Annotated in this window: 20 protein-coding genes; 10 read left to right on the top strand and 10 right to left on the bottom strand. The window is 61.2% G+C overall.

Going from position 1 to position 20,919, the window contains the following annotated elements:
- The first annotated feature begins 47 nt into the window (after window positions 1-47).
- Together ACR0LW_RS03270 and eno are read left to right on the top strand one after the other, a co-directional pair.
- Window positions 48-929 carry a DMT family transporter gene (locus ACR0LW_RS03270; protein WP_480881558.1) on the top strand — a complete coding sequence of 294 codons (882 nt, stop codon included), beginning with the start codon at window positions 48-50 and terminating at the stop codon, window positions 927-929.
- 124 nt (window positions 930-1,053) lie between these two features.
- Window positions 1,054-2,331: a phosphopyruvate hydratase gene (gene eno, locus ACR0LW_RS03265; protein ID WP_170519124.1), complete on the top strand. Its 1,278-nt coding sequence runs from the start codon at window positions 1,054-1,056 to the stop codon at window positions 2,329-2,331.
- 50 nt (window positions 2,332-2,381) lie between these two features.
- On the opposite strand, the gene ACR0LW_RS03260 is transcribed toward eno, so the two are convergent.
- The 4 genes from ACR0LW_RS03260 to mazG form a co-directional block, all read right to left on the bottom strand.
- Window positions 2,382-3,062 carry a hypothetical protein gene (locus tag ACR0LW_RS03260; protein ID WP_170519121.1) on the bottom strand — a complete coding sequence of 227 codons (681 nt, stop codon included), beginning with the start codon at window positions 3,060-3,062 and terminating at the stop codon, window positions 2,382-2,384.
- Between the two features lie 588 nt (window positions 3,063-3,650).
- Complete coding sequence (locus ACR0LW_RS03255) at window positions 3,651-4,100, bottom strand: GNAT family N-acetyltransferase (protein WP_170450121.1); 450 nt, start codon at window positions 4,098-4,100, stop codon at window positions 3,651-3,653.
- On the bottom strand, window positions 4,097-5,038 hold the full coding sequence (locus tag ACR0LW_RS03250) for a nucleoside hydrolase (RefSeq protein ID WP_170621928.1): 942 nt from the start codon (window positions 5,036-5,038) through the stop codon (window positions 4,097-4,099). The genes ACR0LW_RS03255 and ACR0LW_RS03250 overlap by 4 nt, the downstream gene beginning before the upstream one ends.
- Before the next feature lie 63 nt (window positions 5,039-5,101).
- Window positions 5,102-5,959 carry a nucleoside triphosphate pyrophosphohydrolase gene (gene mazG, locus ACR0LW_RS03245; RefSeq protein WP_170453015.1) on the bottom strand — a complete coding sequence of 286 codons (858 nt, stop codon included), beginning with the start codon at window positions 5,957-5,959 and terminating at the stop codon, window positions 5,102-5,104.
- Window positions 5,960-6,025: 66 nt separating this feature from the next.
- Here mazG and ACR0LW_RS03240 point away from each other — a divergent pair, with 66 nt between their 5' ends.
- The 4 genes from ACR0LW_RS03240 (at window position 6,026) to ACR0LW_RS03225 (ending at window position 9,680) form a co-directional block, all read left to right on the top strand.
- The gene (locus ACR0LW_RS03240; RefSeq protein WP_170450125.1) at window positions 6,026-7,189 is read left to right on the top strand and encodes a M20 aminoacylase family protein; all 1,164 of its coding nucleotides are present in this window, start codon (window positions 6,026-6,028) and stop codon (window positions 7,187-7,189) included.
- Window positions 7,190-7,201: 12 nt separating this feature from the next.
- Window positions 7,202-8,176, top strand: coding sequence for an agmatinase (gene speB / locus ACR0LW_RS03235; RefSeq protein WP_170450127.1), 975 nt, complete (start codon window positions 7,202-7,204; stop codon window positions 8,174-8,176).
- An 89-nt stretch (window positions 8,177-8,265) separates the two neighbouring features.
- Window positions 8,266-9,213, top strand: coding sequence for an agmatinase (gene speB / locus ACR0LW_RS03230; RefSeq protein WP_170621925.1), 948 nt, complete (start codon window positions 8,266-8,268; stop codon window positions 9,211-9,213).
- A gap of 68 nt (window positions 9,214-9,281) precedes the next feature.
- Window positions 9,282-9,680 carry a DUF1499 domain-containing protein gene (locus ACR0LW_RS03225; RefSeq protein WP_170621924.1) on the top strand — a complete coding sequence of 133 codons (399 nt, stop codon included), beginning with the start codon at window positions 9,282-9,284 and terminating at the stop codon, window positions 9,678-9,680.
- A gap of 15 nt (window positions 9,681-9,695) precedes the next feature.
- Here the strand turns inward: ACR0LW_RS03225 and ACR0LW_RS03220 are convergent, their stop codons facing one another.
- The gene (locus tag ACR0LW_RS03220; RefSeq protein ID WP_480580859.1) at window positions 9,696-9,983 is read right to left on the bottom strand and encodes a hypothetical protein; all 288 of its coding nucleotides are present in this window, start codon (window positions 9,981-9,983) and stop codon (window positions 9,696-9,698) included.
- 63 nt (window positions 9,984-10,046) lie between these two features.
- Between ACR0LW_RS03220 and prfA the strand changes: the two genes are divergently transcribed.
- The 3 genes from prfA (at window position 10,047) to ACR0LW_RS03205 (ending at window position 12,770) form a co-directional block, all read left to right on the top strand.
- Window positions 10,047-11,102, top strand: coding sequence for a peptide chain release factor 1 (gene prfA, locus ACR0LW_RS03215; RefSeq protein ID WP_480881557.1), 1,056 nt, complete (start codon window positions 10,047-10,049; stop codon window positions 11,100-11,102).
- Window positions 11,099-11,944 carry a peptide chain release factor N(5)-glutamine methyltransferase gene (gene prmC, locus ACR0LW_RS03210; RefSeq protein ID WP_480881556.1) on the top strand — a complete coding sequence of 282 codons (846 nt, stop codon included), beginning with the start codon at window positions 11,099-11,101 and terminating at the stop codon, window positions 11,942-11,944. Before prfA ends, prmC begins: the two co-directional genes overlap by 4 nt.
- 241 nt (window positions 11,945-12,185) lie before the next feature.
- The gene (locus ACR0LW_RS03205; RefSeq protein ID WP_480881555.1) at window positions 12,186-12,770 is read left to right on the top strand and encodes a DUF4167 domain-containing protein; all 585 of its coding nucleotides are present in this window, start codon (window positions 12,186-12,188) and stop codon (window positions 12,768-12,770) included.
- Window positions 12,771-12,823: 53 nt separating this feature from the next.
- Here ACR0LW_RS03205 and rsmA read toward each other — a convergent pair whose 3' ends face one another.
- The 5 genes from rsmA to lptG all read right to left on the bottom strand — a co-directional run bounded on the left by rsmA (window position 12,824) and on the right by lptG (window position 19,222).
- A complete protein-coding gene (rsmA, locus tag ACR0LW_RS03200; RefSeq protein ID WP_480881554.1) occupies window positions 12,824-13,666 on the bottom strand; it encodes a 16S rRNA (adenine(1518)-N(6)/adenine(1519)-N(6))-dimethyltransferase RsmA in 843 nt (280 codons plus the stop codon).
- Window positions 13,667-13,750: 84 nt separating this feature from the next.
- Window positions 13,751-14,716: a 4-hydroxythreonine-4-phosphate dehydrogenase PdxA gene (gene pdxA / locus ACR0LW_RS03195; protein ID WP_480881553.1), complete on the bottom strand. Its 966-nt coding sequence runs from the start codon at window positions 14,714-14,716 to the stop codon at window positions 13,751-13,753.
- Window positions 14,713-15,966 (bottom strand): peptidylprolyl isomerase, encoded by a 1,254-nt coding sequence (locus ACR0LW_RS03190; protein WP_170450146.1) that lies wholly within the window; start codon window positions 15,964-15,966, stop codon window positions 14,713-14,715. Before ACR0LW_RS03190 ends, pdxA begins: the two co-directional genes overlap by 4 nt.
- Entirely contained in the window at window positions 15,957-18,122 is a 2,166-nt protein-coding gene (locus tag ACR0LW_RS03185; protein ID WP_480881552.1) for an LPS-assembly protein LptD, read from the bottom strand. The genes ACR0LW_RS03190 and ACR0LW_RS03185 overlap by 10 nt, the downstream gene beginning before the upstream one ends.
- Window positions 18,122-19,222, bottom strand: a complete 1,101-nt coding sequence (lptG, locus tag ACR0LW_RS03180; protein ID WP_170453017.1) for an LPS export ABC transporter permease LptG — start codon at window positions 19,220-19,222, stop codon at window positions 18,122-18,124. The genes ACR0LW_RS03185 and lptG overlap by 1 nt, the downstream gene beginning before the upstream one ends.
- A gap of 230 nt (window positions 19,223-19,452) precedes the next feature.
- Between lptG and ACR0LW_RS03175 the strand changes: the two genes are divergently transcribed.
- On the top strand, window positions 19,453-20,919 hold the full coding sequence (locus ACR0LW_RS03175; RefSeq protein WP_480881551.1) for a leucyl aminopeptidase: 1,467 nt from the start codon (window positions 19,453-19,455) through the stop codon (window positions 20,917-20,919).

Below are 20,919 nucleotides of genomic sequence, written 5' to 3'. Positions count from 1 at the left end.
TTGGCAAAGAGCGGTAATTCGGGCCGCTGGTTTCAACGGATGTGATCATGAACAACGTGCACGGCATTTTGCTGGTCGTCGGCGCGATGGCGGCGTTCTCGCTTGAGGATATGTTCATCAAGCACATGTCGGCGATGGTACCGACCGGTCAGATCATGGTAATGCTGGGTCTGGCCTGTGCGGTGCTGTTTGCCCTGATGGCTGTGGCAACACGCAAACGCATCTTCAACACAGAAGCATGGCAACCCTTGCCGCTGATCCGCGCGGCGTGCGAAGGGGTTGGGGCCGTGGCTTTCCTGACCGCGCTGTCCCTGGTTGATCTGTCGACCGTGGCGGCTGTGTTTCAGGCGATGCCTTTGGCGGTGACGATGGGCGCGGCACTGTTTCTGGGCGAACAGGTCGGCTGGCGACGGTGGAGCGCTATCGGTCTGGGTTTCATCGGTGTCCTGATGATCATTCGGCCCGGATTGGACGGGTTTCAGCCGGAAACACTGTTCGTCGTGCTCAGCGTCATTGCCATCGCTGCGCGAGACCTGATCACGCGGCGGCTGGACGCGCGGATTGCCTCATCCGTCGTGGCCTTGCAGGCCTATGTCGCGGTGGCATTGGCCGGGCTGACCCTGATGGTTCTGAACGCGCAGCCGGTGGCTCCGATGGGGTCGGCACAAATCTGGCCGTTTGTCGGTGCGGTCGGCTTTGGAGTTCTGGCCTATTACAGCATCGTCACCGCAATGCGGATCGGTGAAGCCTCGGCCCTGACACCGTTTCGCTATACCCGCCTGATCTTCTCGATTGCGGCAGGGATGCTCATGTTCGGCGAGCGCCCGGATACGATGACTCTGGCCGGTGCCACGCTGATCATCGGATCGGGCATGTATACATTCATCCGTGAACGCAGGCTGGCGCGCGCATTGGCTGTCGCCGCCTGACGGATCGTCGCAGGTTGGCGCAAACATTTGCCCAGAGTCGTGTTAGCGATAACATGAATGGTTTACTTTTTGCCCTGTGATGCTAAGAGGCGTGCAACTGAACGCAGCCACAGGGACGGGCCTCATGAGCACCATCATCGACATCCACGCACGCGAAATTCTGGACAGCCGGGGCAATCCGACGGTCGAAGTGGACGTGATTCTGGAAGACGGCACCATGGGCCGCGCTGCCGTGCCTTCGGGCGCATCGACCGGCGCCTATGAGGCCGTGGAAAAGCGCGACGGCGACAAGGCGCGTTATCTGGGCAAAGGTGTGCTGGAAGCTGTTGCCGCGGTGAACGGTGAGATTGCCGAAGAACTGGTTGGCTTTGACGCCACCGAACAGGTCGCCATCGATCAGGCCATGATCGAACTGGACGGGACCGAGAACAAAGGCCGTCTGGGCGCCAACGCCATTCTGGGTGTCTCGCTGGCAACCGCCAAGGCGGCGGCGGATTTCACCACGCAGCCTTTGTACCGCTATGTCGGCGGCACCTCGGCCCGCGTGCTGCCGGTGCCGATGATGAACATCATCAACGGCGGTGAACACGCCGACAACCCCATCGACATTCAGGAATTCATGATCATGCCGACCTCGGCCGCGAATATCCGCGAAGCCGTGCGCATGGGGTCCGAAGTGTTCCACACGCTGAAGAAAGAGCTGTCTGCCGCTGGTCTGGCCACGGGCGTGGGCGACGAGGGCGGTTTTGCCCCGAACATCGCATCCACCCGCGAGGCGCTGGATTTCATTCTGAAGTCCATCGAAAAGGCAGGCTACAAGCCGGGTGAGGAAATCCATCTGGCGCTGGATTGCGCCGCGACCGAGTATTTCAAGGACGGCAAATACGTTTTGGCGGGCGAGGGGATCTCGCTGTCGTCCGAGGAAAACGCGGCCTATCTGGCGGCGCTTGTCAACGATTACCCGATCATCTCGATCGAAGACGGCATGTCCGAGGATGACTGGGACGGGTGGAAAGCCCTGACCGACGCAATCGGCGACAAGGTGCAACTGGTGGGCGACGACCTGTTCGTGACCAACCCCGCGCGTCTGGCCGAAGGGATCGAGCGTGGTTGTGCCAACTCGATGCTGGTCAAGGTCAACCAGATCGGGTCGCTGACCGAAACCCTGCGCGCCGTCGATATGGCCCACCGCGCGCGCTATACCAACGTGATGTCGCACCGCTCGGGCGAGACCGAGGATGCAACCATTGCCGATCTGGCGGTGGCAACCAATTGCGGTCAGATCAAGACCGGCTCGCTGGCTCGCTCGGACCGGTTGGCCAAGTACAACCAGTTGATCCGCATCGAGGAATCGCTGGGTGAGGTCGCGGAATACGCAGGCGCGTCGATCCTGAAACGCTGAACGACAGGGTTGACCCCGTGGCGGCGCAAACCGCGACGGGGTCGGCCACATTACTGTCGGCTGATCGGAACGAAGCTGACGACCAGCCCGGTTCCTGTCACACCCGCCGAATTTTCCTTGCTGAGTTCGGCAACCAGCTCGGGTTCCAGCACTTCAAGGGCCGCCGACAAATCGCCTGACGCGTTCGAGGTCGACTTGCGCGCAAAGACGATGTCCCCGGAAATCACCGACTGAATCTGATAGGCCGCCCAGTCAAACTGCCCGACATTTTCCCGCCAGCCACTGCATTTGGGCCCGTCGCCCTGTTCATTGAACAACCGGGATGCGTCCTGCAGTGTCACGGATGATTTCCTGGCATTGGTCAGCTTGTAGGAATAGTAGCGATCAATGCCGCCACTCAGCCCGGCCGAGGCGAATTTGGTTTCTATCCCACCCAACTCACCGGACGCTTCGAGCTTTTTCAGAAGGTCGATATCAGCGACGCGCTGGTCCGCTTCAAGCGTCACATCGGACAAAGGCAAGTCAAAGAAACACAGGCTTTCCAGGTTGGCAGGGCGGGTCAGGTCGTTGGTGGGGTTTTCGCGAACGTAGTACAAAGATCCGACACGGATGCCTTCACGCGGGGGTTTCAGTTCACGACCGCCGGTTTCATCTGCGATAGGAACGGTTTCTCCGCATCCTACCAAGGCCGCCAGGCACAGTGCCGAAAGAGAAAAATAGACTGATTTCATATTAACTTACCTCTTAATCTAAATGCGGATACAGGATACCAAAGCGAGATTCGTTCCAAGTCTTACTTTGGCTTCCCCAAAAACCGCATGGATGGCTTCAGCCTTTGCTGCCGTGCGAACTCAAATGGAGAATGCGCACGCGCAAATGTGGGCATGACATCATCAAAAGCGCACCGAGCAGCCGAAGCGCATGTAAAACAGCTTATCAGGGCTGCCTGCTAAAATCCAAATTTCAGGTGAAACCGACGGCACCGGGTGGGTGGGAACGAGGTGGCGACAAAGAGCCTTGGCAAGTCAAAAACATCTGATTTTTCACCATTTTGATGCGAAGAAACTGACAATAACATGCTCATATGTGAACTTGTTCCTATATGAGGTACAATAATCGCGGTAATCCTTAACATATTACAGAAAGGGGGACGCGATGTCTGCTTCAAGATTCCTTCTTGTTCTTTCAGTGATTTCTGCTGGCGTTTTATCTGCCTGCACCGAGCCCGGAACCTATCCGATTACGGGGGCAGAGATCTCTCAGGATGACCCGGTTCAAGAGATGTACAATCCGGGTCTGATTTTCCGTGGGGAATCCCGCTAGAGCGGCTTGCTCATCAACATGTAGCGCTCACGCGGTTTGAAGCCCGTGCGCAGATACAGCTTTTGCGCCGTTTCATTGGTGCGATCGACTTCCAGATGCAGGGCAGTCAGCCCGGCCTCGGCCAGCGCTTTGGGCAAGTCCAACAGCACTTCGGTTGCGATGCCACGGCCCCGGACGGCAGGGCGGATGTAGATCTCGTCGACAAAGCCGTCCATGCCGCCGAACTCGACCGACCAGCCGAAGGTCAGGATAATGTAGCCCAATGGCGCGCGGCCCGGACCGATCAGATAGATGCAGCCATGCGGGATACCTTCCAACAAAGGCAGCAACGCCTCGCGTCGTTGGTCGGCATCCTGCGCGATCTGTGCCTCGGTGTGGAAAGCAGTGACCAGACCCATCAGGCGATCCAGATCCTCGGGGCGGGCAAGTCTCAGTGCGGCGCTCATAGGCGGGCCAGCCTTTCTGTCAGCAAGTCGAAAAATCCTTCGGCGTCGACATCACCCATGAACATCGCGTTCGGCGCACGATCCGTGACCCGCCACCAGTCGGCAACGGTCATGCCCAGCGTCAGCTCTGACTGGGTTTCGATCTCAACATTGATGTGGCGGCCCGAGAACAGGTCTGGCCGGATCAGATAGGCCGTCACGCAAGGGTCGTGCAGCGGTGCGCCTTCCGAGCCGTATTTTTCCTTGTCAAAGCGTTCGAAGAAATCGGTCATTTCGGCAACCGCATGGCCAACCTTGCTGTCCAGCGCCCGGAACGCATCGTTGCGATGGGGCGTGACCAGGGCGTCATGGGTTACGTCCAGCGGCATGACCACGATATGAGCGCCGGATTTGAACACAATTTCAGCAGCTTCCGGGTCGACGTAAATGTTGAATTCCGCAGCCGGAGTGATGTTGCCGACCTCAAAATAGGCGCCGCCCATCAGCACGATTTCCTGCACCCGGTCGATGATGTCAGGCGCCTTCTGGAACGCCGAGGCGATGTTTGTCAGCGGTCCCAGCGGACACAGCGTAACCGTTGCCGGTTCCTGCGCGCGCAGGGTGTCGATGATGAAATCGACCGCGTGGCCCTCGGCCAGCGGCATCACCGGGTCCGGCAATACAGGGCCATCCAGCCCGGTTTTTCCATGCACATGCTCGGCGGTGATCAGAGGGCGGTTCAGCGGGCGGTCGCACCCGGCATAGACCGGGATATGCGTGTGCCCGGCCAGTTCACACACGATGCGCGCGTTCTTGGCGGTCAGCGCCAGCGGGACGTTTCCGGCGACGGCGGTGATGCCCAGAACCTGGATCTCTTCGGGGCTGGCCAGCGCCAGCAGGATGGCGACGGCATCGTCCTGTCCCGGGTCGGTGTCGATGATGATCTTGCGCGGTGCCATGCTGTGCCTCCGGGGTCTTGAAGCGCGGACACTCGCAAGTGTCACCGCACTTGTCCAGCGGTTTCAGGCCCCGGTCGGTGCGTCCACAGGCGGGAGTTTGCCGTTGGCGCGGTGTTCCTCGATCTTGACCTCATCCCACAGCGCATCCATCTCGGCCAGATCGCTTTGAGACGGCGTTTTGCCTCGGGCAGCCAGCCGTGCCTCAACCTGTTCGAACCGGCGGGTGAACTTGGCGTTGGTGCGGCGCAGGGCGGCTTCGGGCTCGATGCCCAGATGACGGCCCAGATTGACCATCACGAACAGCAGATCGCCGAACTCATCCTCAAGCGCATCGGCGTCCTTGCTGTTGCGCGCCTCTTCCAGTTCGGCAGCTTCTTCGGTGATCTTGGCCAGCACGTGGCTGGCATCGGGCCAGTCAAACCCCACGCGGGCGGCGCGTTTTTGTAGCTTATGTGCGCGCAGCAGGGCAGGCAGGTTGGCGGCGACACCGTCCAGCGCGCCTTTCTGTTCCTTTCCCGCACGCTCAGCCGCTTTGATGGTTTCCCAGTCGCGCGTCTGCTGTTCAGCCGATTTGTCGCGGGATTCGTCGCCGAACACATGCGGATGGCGGTCGACCATCTTGTCCGACATGGTGCGCACCACGTCCTGAAAGGTGAAATGCCCGGCTTCTTCGGCCATCTGGGCGTGAAAGACGGACTGGAACAGCAGATCGCCCAGCTCTCCTTGTAGCTCATCATAGGCCTCACGTTCGATGGCGTCGGCAACCTCATAGGCCTCTTCGATGGTATAGGGGGCAATCGTCGAAAAATCCTGTTCGATGTCCCACGGACAGCCTGAATCCGGGTCGCGCAGGCGGCGCATGATTTCCAGCAAACGCTCGATACCCGCATCGCTGTCGTGGATCAGAGGATTTTCGGCCATTGCGAACCCTTTCGTTCCGGTGTCAGATGCATCCATTCCGCAGTCCCGATCAGGAGTCCACCCCAGATGCCCGTCGTCAACCGAATTGCCGATTTCTCAGCCGACATGGCCGCATGGCGCCAGCATTTGCACACGATCCCCGAACTGGAGTTCGAGTGCTTTGAAACCGCCGCCTTTGTGGCCGAACGGTTGCGCGAGTTCGGGGTGGATGAACTGCACGAAGGTATTGCGAAAACCGGGATGGTCGCGATCATCAACGGGCAGGGCGACGGGCCGACCATTGGCCTGCGCGCCGATATGGATGCGCTGCCAATTACCGAGGAGACGGGCGTAGACTACGCCTCGAAACACCCCGGCAAGATGCACGCCTGCGGCCATGACGGGCACACCACGATGCTGCTGGGCGCCGCGCGCTATCTGGCCGAGACGCGAAACTTCCGCGGCCGCGTTGCGCTGATTTTCCAGCCCGCCGAGGAAGAGGGTGGCGGGGCCAATGTCATGGTTCAGGAAGGCATCATGGAGCAGTTCGACATCGCTCAGGTCTACGCGCTGCACAACGCGCCGGGCTTTGCCGAAGGCGCGTTCTACACCACGCCCGGTCCGATCATGGCAGCGGTCGATACGTTCGAGGTGCATATCCAGGGCGTCGGTGGCCACGGTGCGATGCCGCATGAGACCCGCGACCCGGTCATGGCCGCCTGCGCCATTGCGCAGGCGATTCAGACGATTGTCAGCCGCAACCACTATGCCTTGGACGATCTGGTCGTTTCGGTCACGCAAATCCATACCGGGACGGTCAACAACGTGATCCCCGATACGGCCTATATCAACGGCACCGTCCGCACCTTCGACCCTGCCGTTCAGAAAATGGTGATGCAGCGGATGGAGCAGATCGTGCAGGGGCAGGCGGCCTCGTACGGGGTCGAGGCGCGGCTGGATTATGTCGTCAGCTATCCCGCAACGATCAATGATGCCGACAAGGCGGGTTTTGCGGCCGAGGTTGCGCGGGATGTTGCAGGACCCGACCGGGTCACGGCAAATACCGGGCGTGAGATGGGGGCCGAGGATTTCTCGTACATGCTGCAGAAACGCCCCGGCGCGTATCTGTTCTTGGGACAGGGCGAGGGCGCGGGCCTGCATCACCCGAAATACAACTTCAACGACGAGATCGCGCCGGTGGGAGCTTCTTTCTTCGCGCGGATTGTCGAAAAGGCCCAGCCGCTGGGCTGATGGGATCAAGACATGGCACTGGAAGACGCAAAAACACAGGTGGACGAGGCGTTCACCAACCCTGACCTAAAAGGGCTGTCCTATGAGAACACATTCGGCGGCGCGACCTCGTTCCTGCGGCGGCTTTACACCAAAGAGCTAAAGGGCGTGGACATCGCTGTGACCGGGGTGCCGTTCGATCAGGCCGTGACCAACCGCCCCGGCACACGTCTGGGCCCCCGCGCAATCCGCGAAGCCAGCGCCCTGCAATCGCCCGATGCGCCGTATGGCTGGCCGTTTGATGCGCTCAGCGAACTGGCCATCGTTGATTATGGCGACATGGCCTATGACTATGCCAATATCCCGGCCTTTCCGGACACGCTGACCGATCATATCCGGACTATCCTGGCCGCCGACGTGGCCTCGGTCACGCTGGGCGGGGATCACTATATCAGCTTTCCGATCCTCAAAGCCTATGCCGAGAAATTCGGGCCGATGTCCCTGCTGCAATTCGATGCGCATACCGACACATGGGCCGATGATGATATGTCGCGCGTGGATCACGGGACGATGTTCTACAAGGCGGTGAAATCAGGGATCGTGGACCCCAAACGCTCGGTCCAGGTGGGGATCCGCACCCATAACGAGGACACTCTGGGCGTCAACATCATCGACGCGCGCGAGGTTTACGAATCCGGCCCCGCCGCCGTGGCCCAGAAGATCAAGGGCATTCTGGGCGACAATCCCGTCTACCTGAGCTTTGATATTGACGGTCTGGACCCGGCCTTTGCCCCCGGCACAGGAACACCGGTCTGGGGTGGCCTGAGCTCAATCCAGACGCAGATCATCCTGCGCGACATTGCCGGGATCAACATCAAAGGCGGGGATGTGGTCGAGGTGTCGCCGCCTTTCGATACATCCGGTGCGACGGCGATTGCCGGGGCGCATGTGGCCACGCAGATCATCTGCCTGCTGGGGTGGAAACGCCTGATGGCTGGCAAAACGTAAACGCGACCCCTCGGGCGTTAACCAATGGTTAGCCATACATCCGGTATGTGCTGAGGGACGTGATCTGATGGAGTGGGAACCAAACGCGCATGACTGAGTATAATCAACCGATCAGCGGCAATGATCTGGCGCGGTTTTCCGGGCCGAACACCTTTATGCGTCTGCCGCAGGCGACCTCGCTGGCGGGGCTGGATATTGCGCTGTTGGGGATCCCGATGGATATCGGCACCTCGTGGCGCTCGGGCACCCGGTTTGGTCCCAAGCAGATCCGCAGCGAAAGCGCGATGATCCGGCCCTATAACATGGCCACATCTGCCGCCCCGTTCGACAGTTTGCAGACTGCCGATATTGGCGATCTTGCAATCAACACCTTCTCGCTGTCCGAAAGCCTGAAGATCATCAAGGACAGCTATGACGGTATTCTGGCGAAGAACGTGATCCCGGTGGCGATGGGCGGGGATCACTCGATCACTTTGCCGATCCTGCGGGCGATTGCGGCGAAACACGGGCCGGTGGCCCTGGTCCATGTGGATGCCCATGCGGATGTGAACGATGAGATGTTTGGTGAGAAGGAAACCCACGGCACCGTCTTCCGTCGCGCCTATGAAGAGGGGCTGATCGTCCCCGACAAAACTTTTCAGATCGGCATTCGCGGCTCGGGCTACGCCGCCACCGACTTTACCGAGGCCAAAGACTGGGGCTTTCGCCAGTTTCCGGCGTGGGAGTTGTGGCAACAAAACCTGACCCAGATCGGCTCGCAGATCCGCAAGACGGTCGAGGATCACCCGGTTTACATCACCTATGACATCGACAGTCTCGATCCCGCCTACGCCCCCGGCACCGGAACGCCCGAGATCGGTGGATTGACCACCCCGCAGGCGTTGCAACTGATCCACGCCTTGCAGGGGGTGAATGTGGTGGGCTGTGATCTGGTCGAGGTCTCTCCGCCTTACGACCCGTCGGGCAACACGGCGCTGACGGCGGCGAACCTGCTGTTCGAGCTGTTGTGCATCCTGCCCGGCGTGACGTCGCGGTAAAGCCGTACGGGGCACCTTGTTCCGGTGGCGGATCGGGATAGGCTGACGGGAAAAGGTTGAGGTAGGTGATGAAGATAGCCCTTGGTTTGCTTCTTTTTCTGGCCGTTGGGATGGCGGCGTATATCCGATTGGCACCGTCAGACCCAAAGCGCTGGCACGTGGCCCCTCAGGCCGATGCGGATCGTGACTTGCAGGGCGGCGTTTTGCGCGTGGTTGAGGCGGGTCCGGATGGCCTGGCGCGTCTGGATGCGATTGCAAGGGCGGCACCGCGCACCACGGTTCTGGCCGGATCGGTTGGGGACGGGATGATCACCTACATCACCCGCACCAAGGTGATCGGCTTCCCGGACTACACGACGGTACAGCAGGATGGGGATGTCCTGCGCATCCACGGGCGTTTGCGCTTTGGCCGCAAGGATTTTGGAGTGAACAAGGCGCGGGTTGATGGGTGGTTGGGGCAGATGTGACGCCGCAGGTGTCGCTTAGGACTCGGCGGTGTCGGGCGCAGGTTCCAGATCCGGCCAGTCGGACGGCAAACCAGACGACAAGCACCCTTCCTGCACCTCGCGCCACATGGGCACGTTCAGCGACATCTGGCATTGCGCCATGAACATGCGGCCATCGACCTGCAGGCAGATCATCTCACCCAGTTCAACGCGCGTGCCGGTTTTGTCGGTGCAATAACAGTCCTGAACCTTGCCATTCGGGCCGGTCACATCCGCCATAACAGGCGAGGCACACAGCAGGAATCCAAGAACGAACCGTTTCATGGGCGGAATCTTAGCACAAGGCTAGCCCTTGACCAAAGCCCCGGATTAAGAGACACCGCCGGGATGATCCCCGAAGAACGCCTTGAGCAGATAACCCAGCGATTCCAATACCTCGAAGCGGCCATGGCCGATGGCGCCTCGGGCGGGGATATTGCGGCTCTGGCCAAGGAGTATTCGGACCTCAAGCCGGTGGTTGACCAGATCATGGCGTGGCGTCAGCTGGTTGCCGATCTGTCCGAGGCCGAGGCGATGCTGTCCGACCCGGACATGAAGGAACTGGCCGAGGAAGAAATCCCGGAATTGCAGGCGCAGATTCCGCAGGCCGAACATGCGCTGCAACTGGCCTTGCTGCCCAAGGACGAGGCGGACGCCCGCCCGGCGATGCTGGAAATCCGACCCGGCACCGGCGGGGACGAGGCCGCATTGTTCGCCGGTGACCTGTTGCGCATGTACCAACGCTATGCGGAAAGTCGCGGCTGGCGGTTCGAGATTATCGAGGAACAGGCCTCGGATCTTGGGGGCGTCAAAGAAGTTGTGGCCCACATCAAAGGCGACAATGTCTTTGCCCGGATGAAATACGAATCCGGCGTGCACCGCGTCCAGCGGGTGCCCGAAACCGAAAGCGGCGGGCGTATTCACACCTCGGCGGCGACGGTGGCGGTTTTGCCCGAGGCTGAAGATGTGGACATCCAGATCGACGCAAATGACATCCGCATCGACACGATGCGCAGTTCCGGCGCGGGTGGGCAGCACGTGAACACGACCGACTCGGCGGTGCGGATCACCCACTTGCCAAGCGGCCTTGTGGTGACAAGCTCCGAGAAATCCCAGCACCGCAACCGCGAGATCGCGATGCAGGTGCTGAAAACGCGGCTTTATGATCTGGAACGGCAGCGGATCGACAGCGAACGCTCGGCCGATCGGGCCAGTCAGGTGGGATCGGGCGACCGGTCGGAACGGATCAGGACCTATAACTTCCCGCAAGGCCGCATGACGGATCACCGCATAAACCTGACGCTGTATAAGCTGGACCAGGTGATGCAGGGCGATCTGGATGAAGTGATCGACGCACTGACCGCCGATGATCAGGCCCGGCTGCTGGCCGAGATGGCGCAATGACCGGGGTGCATACAGCGGCACAGGCCATGGTGGCCGCCACGGCGCGCCTGAGGGCTGCGGGCGTGGATGATCCGGCACGGGACGCCCGTGTTCTGCTGGCCCATGCGGCGCGAATCGAAGCAAGCCGCGTTACCCTGATCGCACCCGAAGAATTGCCACCCGACATTGCCGAGCGCTACGATCAGTTGATCTCGTTGCGCGCCATTCGGGTGCCGGTTTCGCATTTGTTGGGCGAGCGCGAATTCTACGGCCGCAGGTTCCATGTCAGCCGCGACGTTCTGGACCCGCGTCCCGAGACCGAAGCGCTGATCGAAGCCGCGCTGAGCGAGCCGTTCGACCATGTGCTGGATCTTGGTGTCGGCTCGGGCTGTATCCTGATCACATTGCTGGCCGAACGCACCAGCGCAAGCGGGGTGGGCGTGGATCTGAGCGAGGCCGCCTGCCTGCAAACCAGCGCCAATGCGGTGCAGCATAATGTGCAGGCGCGTGCCGAGGTGTTGCGTTCGGACTGGTTCCAGGCGGTAGAGGGCAAGTTCGACCTGATCGTCTCGAACCCGCCATACATTGCGCTGACGGAAATGCCGGGCCTGTCCCCGGAAGTGCGCGAGCATGAACCCCGGATGGCCCTGACAGATGAGGGCGACGGGCTTAACGCCTACCGCCATCTGGCCGCCGATGCGCCGGATTTTCTGCTGCCTGGCGGGCGCATTCTGGTTGAAATCGGCCCTACACAGGCCACGCAGGTTGCCGCGTTGTTTGACGCCTCTGGTCTGGCGGATGTCCGCGTGATCCCGGATCTGGACGGGCGTGACCGCGTCGTGGGCGCACGTCTGCCTGCTTGAAATCAACAGTATGAGGCCGAAAAACGCCGGTTTAGGTAAAAAAGCTGCGAAATATCCGAGAATCCTCTTGTCTGCCGGGGCAGGACATGTTTACTCAGGATTAGTCGGCGAGGTTGACGCTGTTGCAGCGCACCCCTGACGCCAAGCCCAAAAAAGTTGACTTCCCGTCATGGCAAACGCCGCAGAGCAGTGCAGAACACGGGTTGGTCGACAGCGAATGACAAGGCTGACGTAAAGTAAGATGAGATCTTCCAAATCCCGCTCGCGGGCCAAGAACAACCGCAATCGTCCTTCCGGCGGTAACGTCGTGAACCGTGTTTTTGACAGCTCGGGCCCCGAGGGCAAGGTGCGTGGCACGCCGCAGCAGATCATTGACAAATACAACCAGCTTGCCCGCGACGCTCAGTTGTCAAACGACCGTGTCGCAGCCGAGAACTTTCAGCAGCACGCGGAGCATTATCTGCGGATGCTGAGCGAGGCACAGCGCGAGATCGAAGCCCGCCGCGAAGAGCAGGAGCGCCAGAACCGCGAGCGTCAGGCCGAGCGTGACCGCGAACGCGCCGAACGGCAGGAACGCGAAGCCGCCCGTCAGGCCGACCCGGCCGAGGCACCGCAACCCGATGTGATGGATTTCTCGCCCGAGGCGTCGGCGCCTGAAAGCGGGTTGGTCGAAACACCGGAAAACAAAGGCGACGCCCAAACGGCTGAAGCGCCCGAGAAAAAAGAAAAACCCGTCCGTAAGCCGCGAGCGCGCAAGCCCAAGGCTGCGCCTGCGTCAGAGGGTGCGCCCAAAACGGATGGGGATACTCCGGAAGCGGCTGAGTAAATCCCGATAGACGATTTCAAAAAGCCCCGGACATTGTCCGGGGCTTTTTTTGTTCAGCGGTTCGTAATTTGGCGCGCCAGCGCACAAAAACCCTCAAGCGGGATTTGTTCGGCGCGTTCTGTGGGCTTGATCCCTGCTGCGATCAGGCGGTCTTCGATGTCGGGGGCCACGCCTTTCAGCGAGGCGCGCAGCATCTTGCGGCGTTGGTTGAAGGCGGCGGCCACAACACGCGACAGCGTGGCTGCATCGGCCGGATAGCGCGGCTCGGGCAGGGCGGTCAGGTGGACCACGGCGCTGGAGACTTTGGGCGGGGGCGTAAACGCGCCGGGGGGCAGTGACATGGCGATGCGCGCCTCGGCCCGCCATTGGGCGAGAATGGCAAGGCGGCCATAAGCTTTGCTGCCGGGTTGGGCGACGATGCGCTCGGCGACCTCGCGCTGGAACATCAGGGTCAGGCTTTGCCAGAAGGGCGGCCATTCGGGCGGGGTCAGCCAGCGGACCAGAAGCTCGGTGCCCACGTTATAGGGCAGGTTGGCGGCGACGCGGATCGGTGGCGTCAGATGTTCCAGCGGGTTGATTTCCAGCGCGTCGCCGTTGATCACCTTAAGCTGGCCCGGATACGCCGCGGCGATGTCGTTCAGGGCGGCGATGCAGCGGGTGTCCTTTTCCACTGCCACAACCTTGCGCGCACCTTCCGAAAGCAGCCCGCGCGTCAGGCCGCCGGGGCCGGGGCCGATTTCCAGAACGTCGCATTGGCTCAGATCCCCGGCCTGACGCGCGATCTTGGCGGTCAGGTTGAGGTCCAGCAGAAAATTCTGGCCCAGCGATTTGCGGGCCGACAGCTGGTGGGTCGCGATGACCTCGCGCAGAGGGGGAAGGGTGTCGATAGCGCTCATGATCCGGTTACCGTGGCGCGGGTTGATGGGGGAGCGCCAGAGATTTTTTGCCTCCGGCGGGGATATTTTCAGCCAGGTGAAGGATCAAGGGGTTTGTGCCATCTGTTGGGCGAGTTTCAGGGCCTCGATCAGGCTGGTGGGGTTGGCGATGCCTTGCCCGGCAATGTCCAGCGCGGTGCCGTGGTCGGGGGATGTTCGGATGAAGGGCAGGCCGAGGGTCACGTTGACGCCTTGGTCGAAATCCAGCGTCTTGATCGGGATCAGGGCCTGGTCGTGATACATGGCGATGGCCGCGTCATAGCGGGCGCGGGCGGCGGTGTGGAACAGCGTGTCTGCCGGATGCGGGCCGGTGACGGAGCAATCCTTGCTGTCCAGACCGGCGATCAGGGGCGCGATCCAATCCAACTCTTCGGTGCCCATCTTGCCGCCTTCACCGGCATGGGGATTCAGCCCCGCAATAGCGATCCTTGGATGCGCGATGCCGAACTGGCGGCGCAGCCCGTCGGCGGTCAGCGCGATTGTTTCGGTCAGCAGATCGGGCGTCAGTTCCTGTGGCACCCGTGACAGGGGGATGTGAATGGTGGCGGGAACAACCCGCAACTGCGCGCTGGCCAGCATCATCACAACGCGCTGTCGCCCCGCCAGTGCGGCCAGAAACTCGGTATGGCCCGGATAGGCAAACCCGGCCCCGTCGATCAGGGCCTTTTTGTGGATCGGCGCGGTGCAAAGCGCCGAGGCCCCGCCAGATTGCACCAGCGCCACGCCACGTTCGATCGCGTCGATCACGCTGGGGGCGTTGGCGGGGTCGGGCTGTCCGGGTGTGTTTTGGGCCGGGAAGTCCAGATGCAGTACGGGCAGCGCGTTTGGGCTGATCTGAACAGCTTCGGCCGGGTCGGCGATGTGTTGGGTTGGTGTGCCGGCGGGCAGGTGAGATGCGTCGCCGATATAGAAAAACGGGCAGGTGCCGCGCAGTTCAGCCCATGCCTTGGCGGCGATTTCAGGGCCAATGCCCGCCGGATCACCGCAGCTGAGCGCGATGGGGGTTGTCATTGCTCGGTTATGGATGCGTCGGCGCGCAGCTGTTCCAGCAGGCTTTCGGCAAAGGCTTGCAGGCGTTGCTGGGTCAGGGCGTTGGCGACATCAACGCGCGAGGTATCTTCACCCAGATCGCGGGTGCGGTTGCACAGCATCAGGAACATCAGCGTTTGCCCATTGTTGCGGGTCAGCGCCGTAGACACCTCGTTGCGGTCCAGCTTGGCCAGTTCCACGGCAACATCCTGCGGGATTTCCGATGGCGCGGCCTCGATCCGTTCCAGCACCTCGGCGGGTTGGTCCTTGGCGATGCCGTACAGGTCGTCGCACGTGTCAATATCTTCGCGCAGACGGGTAGCCTGGGCCAGCGTGTCACCGCTGCGCCCGCCGGGCAGGTAGTAGACCGCGTAGTCGATTTTCGAATATCGGGGCGCGCCGGTCGAGACCTCGCGAATACCGCGCATCTGGAACAGCGCGATGGCGTTGGGCAGGCCCACGGGCTCGGTGATCTCACCGTTTTCCAGTCCCAGAATCAAGGGTTGCAGCGCAGGTGGCAGGTTGGTGATGTTCAGCCAGTCCAGCCGTCCGCCATTGTTGCGGGTGGCAGCTGCCGAGTATTGCGCGGCGGCTGAGGAAAACGCGTCAAACCCTTGCAGGCGCGAGATTTCTTCGGCCAACAACTCGGTTTGTGCCAGGGTTTGCTGGTTCACCGGAATGATGATCTCGGACAGCAGGACCTGAAGGCCACCGCCGCCGCCCTGACCTAGGGCGCGGTTGATCTCGTCTTCGGTGGGGCGGGCCTGAGACAGAAAACGCGCGCTGATATAATCGCGCCAGGCCAACTGATCGGCCACGAAATCGCGTACCGTTTCGGGGTCAACGCCTGCATCGCCCAGCAATTGCAGGAACTGATCGGTGCTGAGTTGGCCGCGCGCGGCGAATTCGTCGATGCCGACCTGCACGTCTTCTGGGGCGGCTTGAATCCCGGCCTCGCGCATCGCTTGTTTGCGCAGACGTTCATCGATCAGGGCCTGCCGGACCTCGGCCTCGGTGCCGCCAGGGATGCCCAGAACGTTCAGGAACTGGATCCGCTGTTCCAACTCGTACCAGGTGACGATGTCCTGATTGACGCGGATCGCGGGTGAGAACAGGCTTTGGGCGCCCGACTGAGGGGCAGATAAGGCCAAAATGGCTGCTGCCAATGCCGAAGTAACCGGTTTGGAGCAACCGGAACGGAGAAACCTGACGAAACCTGTAATCAACTGCATTTTCTCTTGTATGTCTTTCCGCCGCCTTCAACGGCATATCCTGTCAGCGAAAGGGTAAACCCGAATTCGGTCGAAGGCTCAATAGTTGTTGTCGATGTAAAGCGCCTGCTTACGGACATGTTAACCTGCACGCACTCGTTCTGATAAGTCACGCCCAGCCCCAAACGAATGGGTTCCGAGGCGGCCAGATCATAGCGGGCCGAGGCGCGGGTCTGCCAGTTTTCGTCAACCCGGTAGCGCCCGCGCAGCCAGATTTCCGAAATCTCGTCATCCAGATTTTCGGCGGGATCCGCTTCTTGCCAGACATAGCTGCCGGTGATCGCACTGCCTTCACCGGTCCAGCCGCCGCGCAGCTCGGCCTTGGTAAAGCTGAAATCACCATCGATCAGCCCACGCCCGGCCAGCGACCAACCGTTGGCTGTTTTGATCTGACCGGCCAGCAGCAGATCCGAGGTCGTGCCTTGTAGGCCCGAGGTCAGGTTGAAATTCGGGTCGGCTTCGCTGCGAAAGACCTGACCCACGGTGGCCAGCGCCTGCCAGCCGTTCGCCTTGTACCGCGCCCAGTTCACGCCAAAGACGGCCGTGGCCCCATCCTCGCGCTGGTCTTCTGCCGGGAAGCGGGACAGGGACAGAAGGTTGCCCTGATCGAATTCCTGAAACGTGCTTTCGTCATTGGGCACATCGGTATCGGACACATCGGTCCAGCCGAATTGCGCGATCGGTTCCAGAAACTGGGTCGCGCCGGATTGTTCCCGGCGTGTCATCGGATAGCGCAGGGTCAGTGCCGCGCGTGGCGTGGCGCGTGTGACCTGATCCGGGAACGCGCTGTCATTGCGGATGTCGAACGTATCCACCGATGTGCCCAGCTGCACGTCGGCCCGAAGCCCTGTGGCAAAGGTCCAGCTGCGCAACCATTCCGCGTCAAAGGTTGCACGCGCAATGTCACGGCCAACAATATCCTCGTCGCTGGTGCGTTCGTGGGCGTGAGTAATGAATCCCAGCCGCACTTCACCGCCGATGGCGTTGGGGAAATAGCGCCTTTCATAGTTCAGATCGAACACGCGCGAGGGGATCTCATCCTGATCCTCGCTGTCGCGCAGGGTCTTGTAGTGGATGAAACTGGTGCGGAAGGCTGTATCGCGTTTGATCCGGGTCAGCGCGATTTCGCTGCGCAGGCGGTCGAAATCCGGCAGGCCGTAATCGGCAAGATAGGCGTCGTCGGATGTGGTGCGCAGATTGAAGCTCAGCCGGTAGTCGTTTTTGAGGTTGAAGAAACCGTTGGCGAACAAATAGCCGCGATCCTGATCCGGTTGCACATCATCACGGGTAAACGCGCCTTCGATCTGAATGCGGCCGTTCTTGAAGGCCTGACGATAGCGATATCCCAGCGTTTTGGTCTGGGCCGACACATAAGGCGTCAGCGTCAGGTCCTTGTGATCGCCTATTTTGAAGAAATACGGCACCTGCACGCCGGTCCCCAGTTGCGAGGTGCTGCGGATCGACGGCACCAGAAACCCGGTTGCCCGGTCAAGTGTCGGGTCTGGCAGGCGCAGATAGGGGAAATAGAACACCGGGAAATCCAGCACCCGAAGCTGAGCGCCTTCGAAATACAACTGTCGTTCGAGCTGGTCGTGGATTACCTTGCGCGCCCTGATCTGCCACAGAGGCGGTCTGCCATTTGCGCAGACATGACACGACGTGGCCGAGACCTTGCTGAACTGCGTATAGCGCCCGGCGGCCCGATTGGCCTGAACCGAGGCGATCTGGACCTGCTGGTCAAACACCATCCGCGCGCCGATCAACAGGCCGTTTTGAATACCTTCATCCAACTCGCCCGAATCCGCCAGCAGCGTGGTCTGTCCGGCCTGATCGATGCGGATCGGACCTTCAAGGACAAGCTGCCCGGTTTCCTGATCGAAAGTGACTCGTTGGGCGGTCAGTTTCACATCGCCCTGAAATGCCTCGACATTGCCTTCGGCGACCAGCTTGCGCTCGGGCGTGATGAAGATTTTGTCGGCCACCAGCAAGGCGGGCTGTTCCTGCTGCGCCGCTCCATCCGCAGGCGCGGGTCCAGGCGCGGTTTGCGCCTTCAACGCGGTGGTCGGGGCTGCAAAGACCAGGACACCTGCCAGCAGCGCAGATACGATGCGCGGCATTACCCGTCCTCCGCATGCAGCAACAGGCCAAGTGACAGGAATATGGCGGCAACGGGCGGGGCCCAGGCAGCGACGTAGATGGGCAATTGACCGTTTTCCCCAAGAATTTGCGCAAAGTTGCGTACGAAATAGATGGCAAAGCCCAACAGAACCGCCGTCAGAACCGCCACACCGGTTCCACCAAAACGCACGTGGCGCATGGTAAATGCGGCGCCGATCAGAACCATCGACACCAGAAAGAAGGGGCGCGCCAGTTGGACTTGCAGCCAGACCTCGTACTGTTTGGTCGAGAATCCGGCCTCGCGCAGATCCTTGATGAGCTGCGGCAGGTCGTACACAGAAACGGAGTCCTGTTGGCCCAAAGTGTCCAGAATGCGCTGACGGGTCAGCGAGGTGGGCAGGTCCAGCCGGTCATGCTCGACCGCGTTCAGTTCAGGGTTCTGGCCGTCCTCAAAGTTCCAGACCTTGGCCTGCATCAGAACCCAGCTTCCATCGATCAGCCTGGCACGGTCTGCAACGATCTGTTGGGTCGGTTTGCCGTCCGGATCGAACGAGACGATGGTGACATCACGCAGGCGCAACTCATCCCCGTTCGACGTGCCTCGGGCGTGGATCACGGCCTGACCTGTGTCGGTGCTTTGACGCAGCCACAGGCCTTCGCTGCTGATCGACAGGGCGGAACTGCCGTTGTTGCGGTAGGAATCGGACAGGCGCTGATATTCCTCGGAGGTGGCTGCCGCGATCGGGTTCAGCAAGGTCACGGCAAGCGCACCGATGATCAGCGCCAGCAGGACAGGGGCCACCAGCGCCCGGATGCCGGACCGACCCGTGGCCCGCGTCACCACAAGTTCAGAGGTGCGCGCCAGCCCCACGAACAGCGCGATAGTGGCCAGGATCACCAGCAGGGGCAGCATTTCGCTGATCGCGGCGGGCGTGTTCAACAAGGTCAGTTGCAACAAGCGGCCAAAGGACAGGTCAACCTCGTTGAACCGACGTACCTGTTCGATCAGGTCGATCAGAATCATCAGGGTCAGAAAGATGCCGCCGATGACCAGAAAGCTCTGCAAAAAGCGGCGGGCGAAGTAGCGGTCCAGTATCACGGGCACAGCCCCGCTGGGCTTGCATCACAGGCAGTCTGGCCAAGGCCTGTCCCGCATATGGTCATGCGCGACGGCGTGTGCCTGCCGTTTAGTGCCACTGTCGTCTCCCCTCGAGCCTGCCGAATATTTTTTCAGGACTTTAATGCAATTGGTGGTCGGGGAAAACTGCTATCTGGTCAAGCCGGGCGACGCGGGCTAGGTCTTGGGGAACAGATTTTGAGGAGCGCGCAATGAGCAGTCTAGTCCCCATCCAGTTTCAGGCCTTCGACGTGGACGCGATGGCACAGGCCGAGGGGCGTGTCGTCGTCGTCATTCCCGCGGACCGAAAGCTGAGCCCGGCGGCCAAACGCGCCAATCGCCTGACGCGCGGGGCCGTGGCGCGGCTGCTGGAAAGCGACCGGTTTGAAAAGGTGAATGCCGGGGATGTGGTGTCGCTGGCCTGGCCAAGCGGAATGGCGGCCGAGGCGCTGGACATCCTGATCCTGCCGCGCCGCCCTGATGCAGATGAGGCGCGAAAGGCCGGGGCCAAGCTGGCCAAGCTGTCAGATAATCAACCTTTGCTGGTCATGGCCGGAAATCTTGCCCGCGCCGAGGATCTGGCGTTGGGCATTGCCCTGCGTTGCTATGATTTTGACGCGCACAAAACCAAGGACAGCGACGCGCCGGGCACGGTCACGATCAGTCACCAGAAACCGGACGAAGTCGAAGCCGCCTTTGCGCCGATGTATGCGGTCGCCGACGGTGTGCGGATGACCCGCGACCTGACCAACGAGCCCGCAAATGTGCTGACCACCACCGAATTCGCGGATCGTTTGGCCGAGATGGCCGAGCTGGGTCTTGAGGTCGAAGTGCTGGACGAGGACAAGCTGGCCAAACTGGGCATGCGCACATTGCTGAGCGTCGGACAGGGTTCGGACAGCCCGTCGAAAGTGGTCGTCATGCAGTGGAATGGCGGTGACAAGGACGATGCGCCTCTGGCGCTGGTCGGCAAGGGCGTGGTGTTTGATACCGGTGGTATCTCGCTGAAACCGGCTGGTGGCATGGAAGACATGACCATGGATATGGGCGGCGCGGGTGTTGTTGCGGGCACCATGCGGGCGCTGGCCAAACGCAAGGCCAAGGCCAATGTTGTGGGGCTTGTTGGTCTGGTCGAGAACATGCCCTCGGGCAACGCCACACGTCCCGGCGATGTGGTCAAATCGATGAAGGGCGACACGGTCGAGATCATCAACACCGATGCCGAGGGGCGCTTGGTGCTGTGCGACGTGATGTGGTACGCGCAGGAGCGGTTCGAACCGGTGGGCATGATCGATCTGGCGACCCTGACTGGTGCGATCATCATCGGGCTTGGGCACGAAAATGCCGGTGTCTTCTCGAACAATGACACGTTCTGCGATGCCTTCCTGAAATCGGCGCGGGCCGAGGATGAGGGCGCATGGCGGATGCCGCTGGGTGAGGCGTATGACAAGCAACTGAAATCCCGCATTGCCGATATGAAGAATGTGGGCGGACGGCCCGCAGGCTCGATCACGGCGGCACAGTTTCTGCAACGGTTCGTCAAGGATGACACGCCGTGGATTCATTTGGACATTGCCGGGGTGGCCTCGGTCGCCTCCGAGACCTCCTACGCGCCCAAGGGGGCCACTGGCTGGGGTGTCCGTGCGCTCAGCCGCTTTGTGCAGGACAATTTCGAGTAA

The organism is Ruegeria sp. N4, from assembly GCF_056531425.1.
This window is presented reverse-complemented; position numbering and strand designations above follow the sequence as displayed.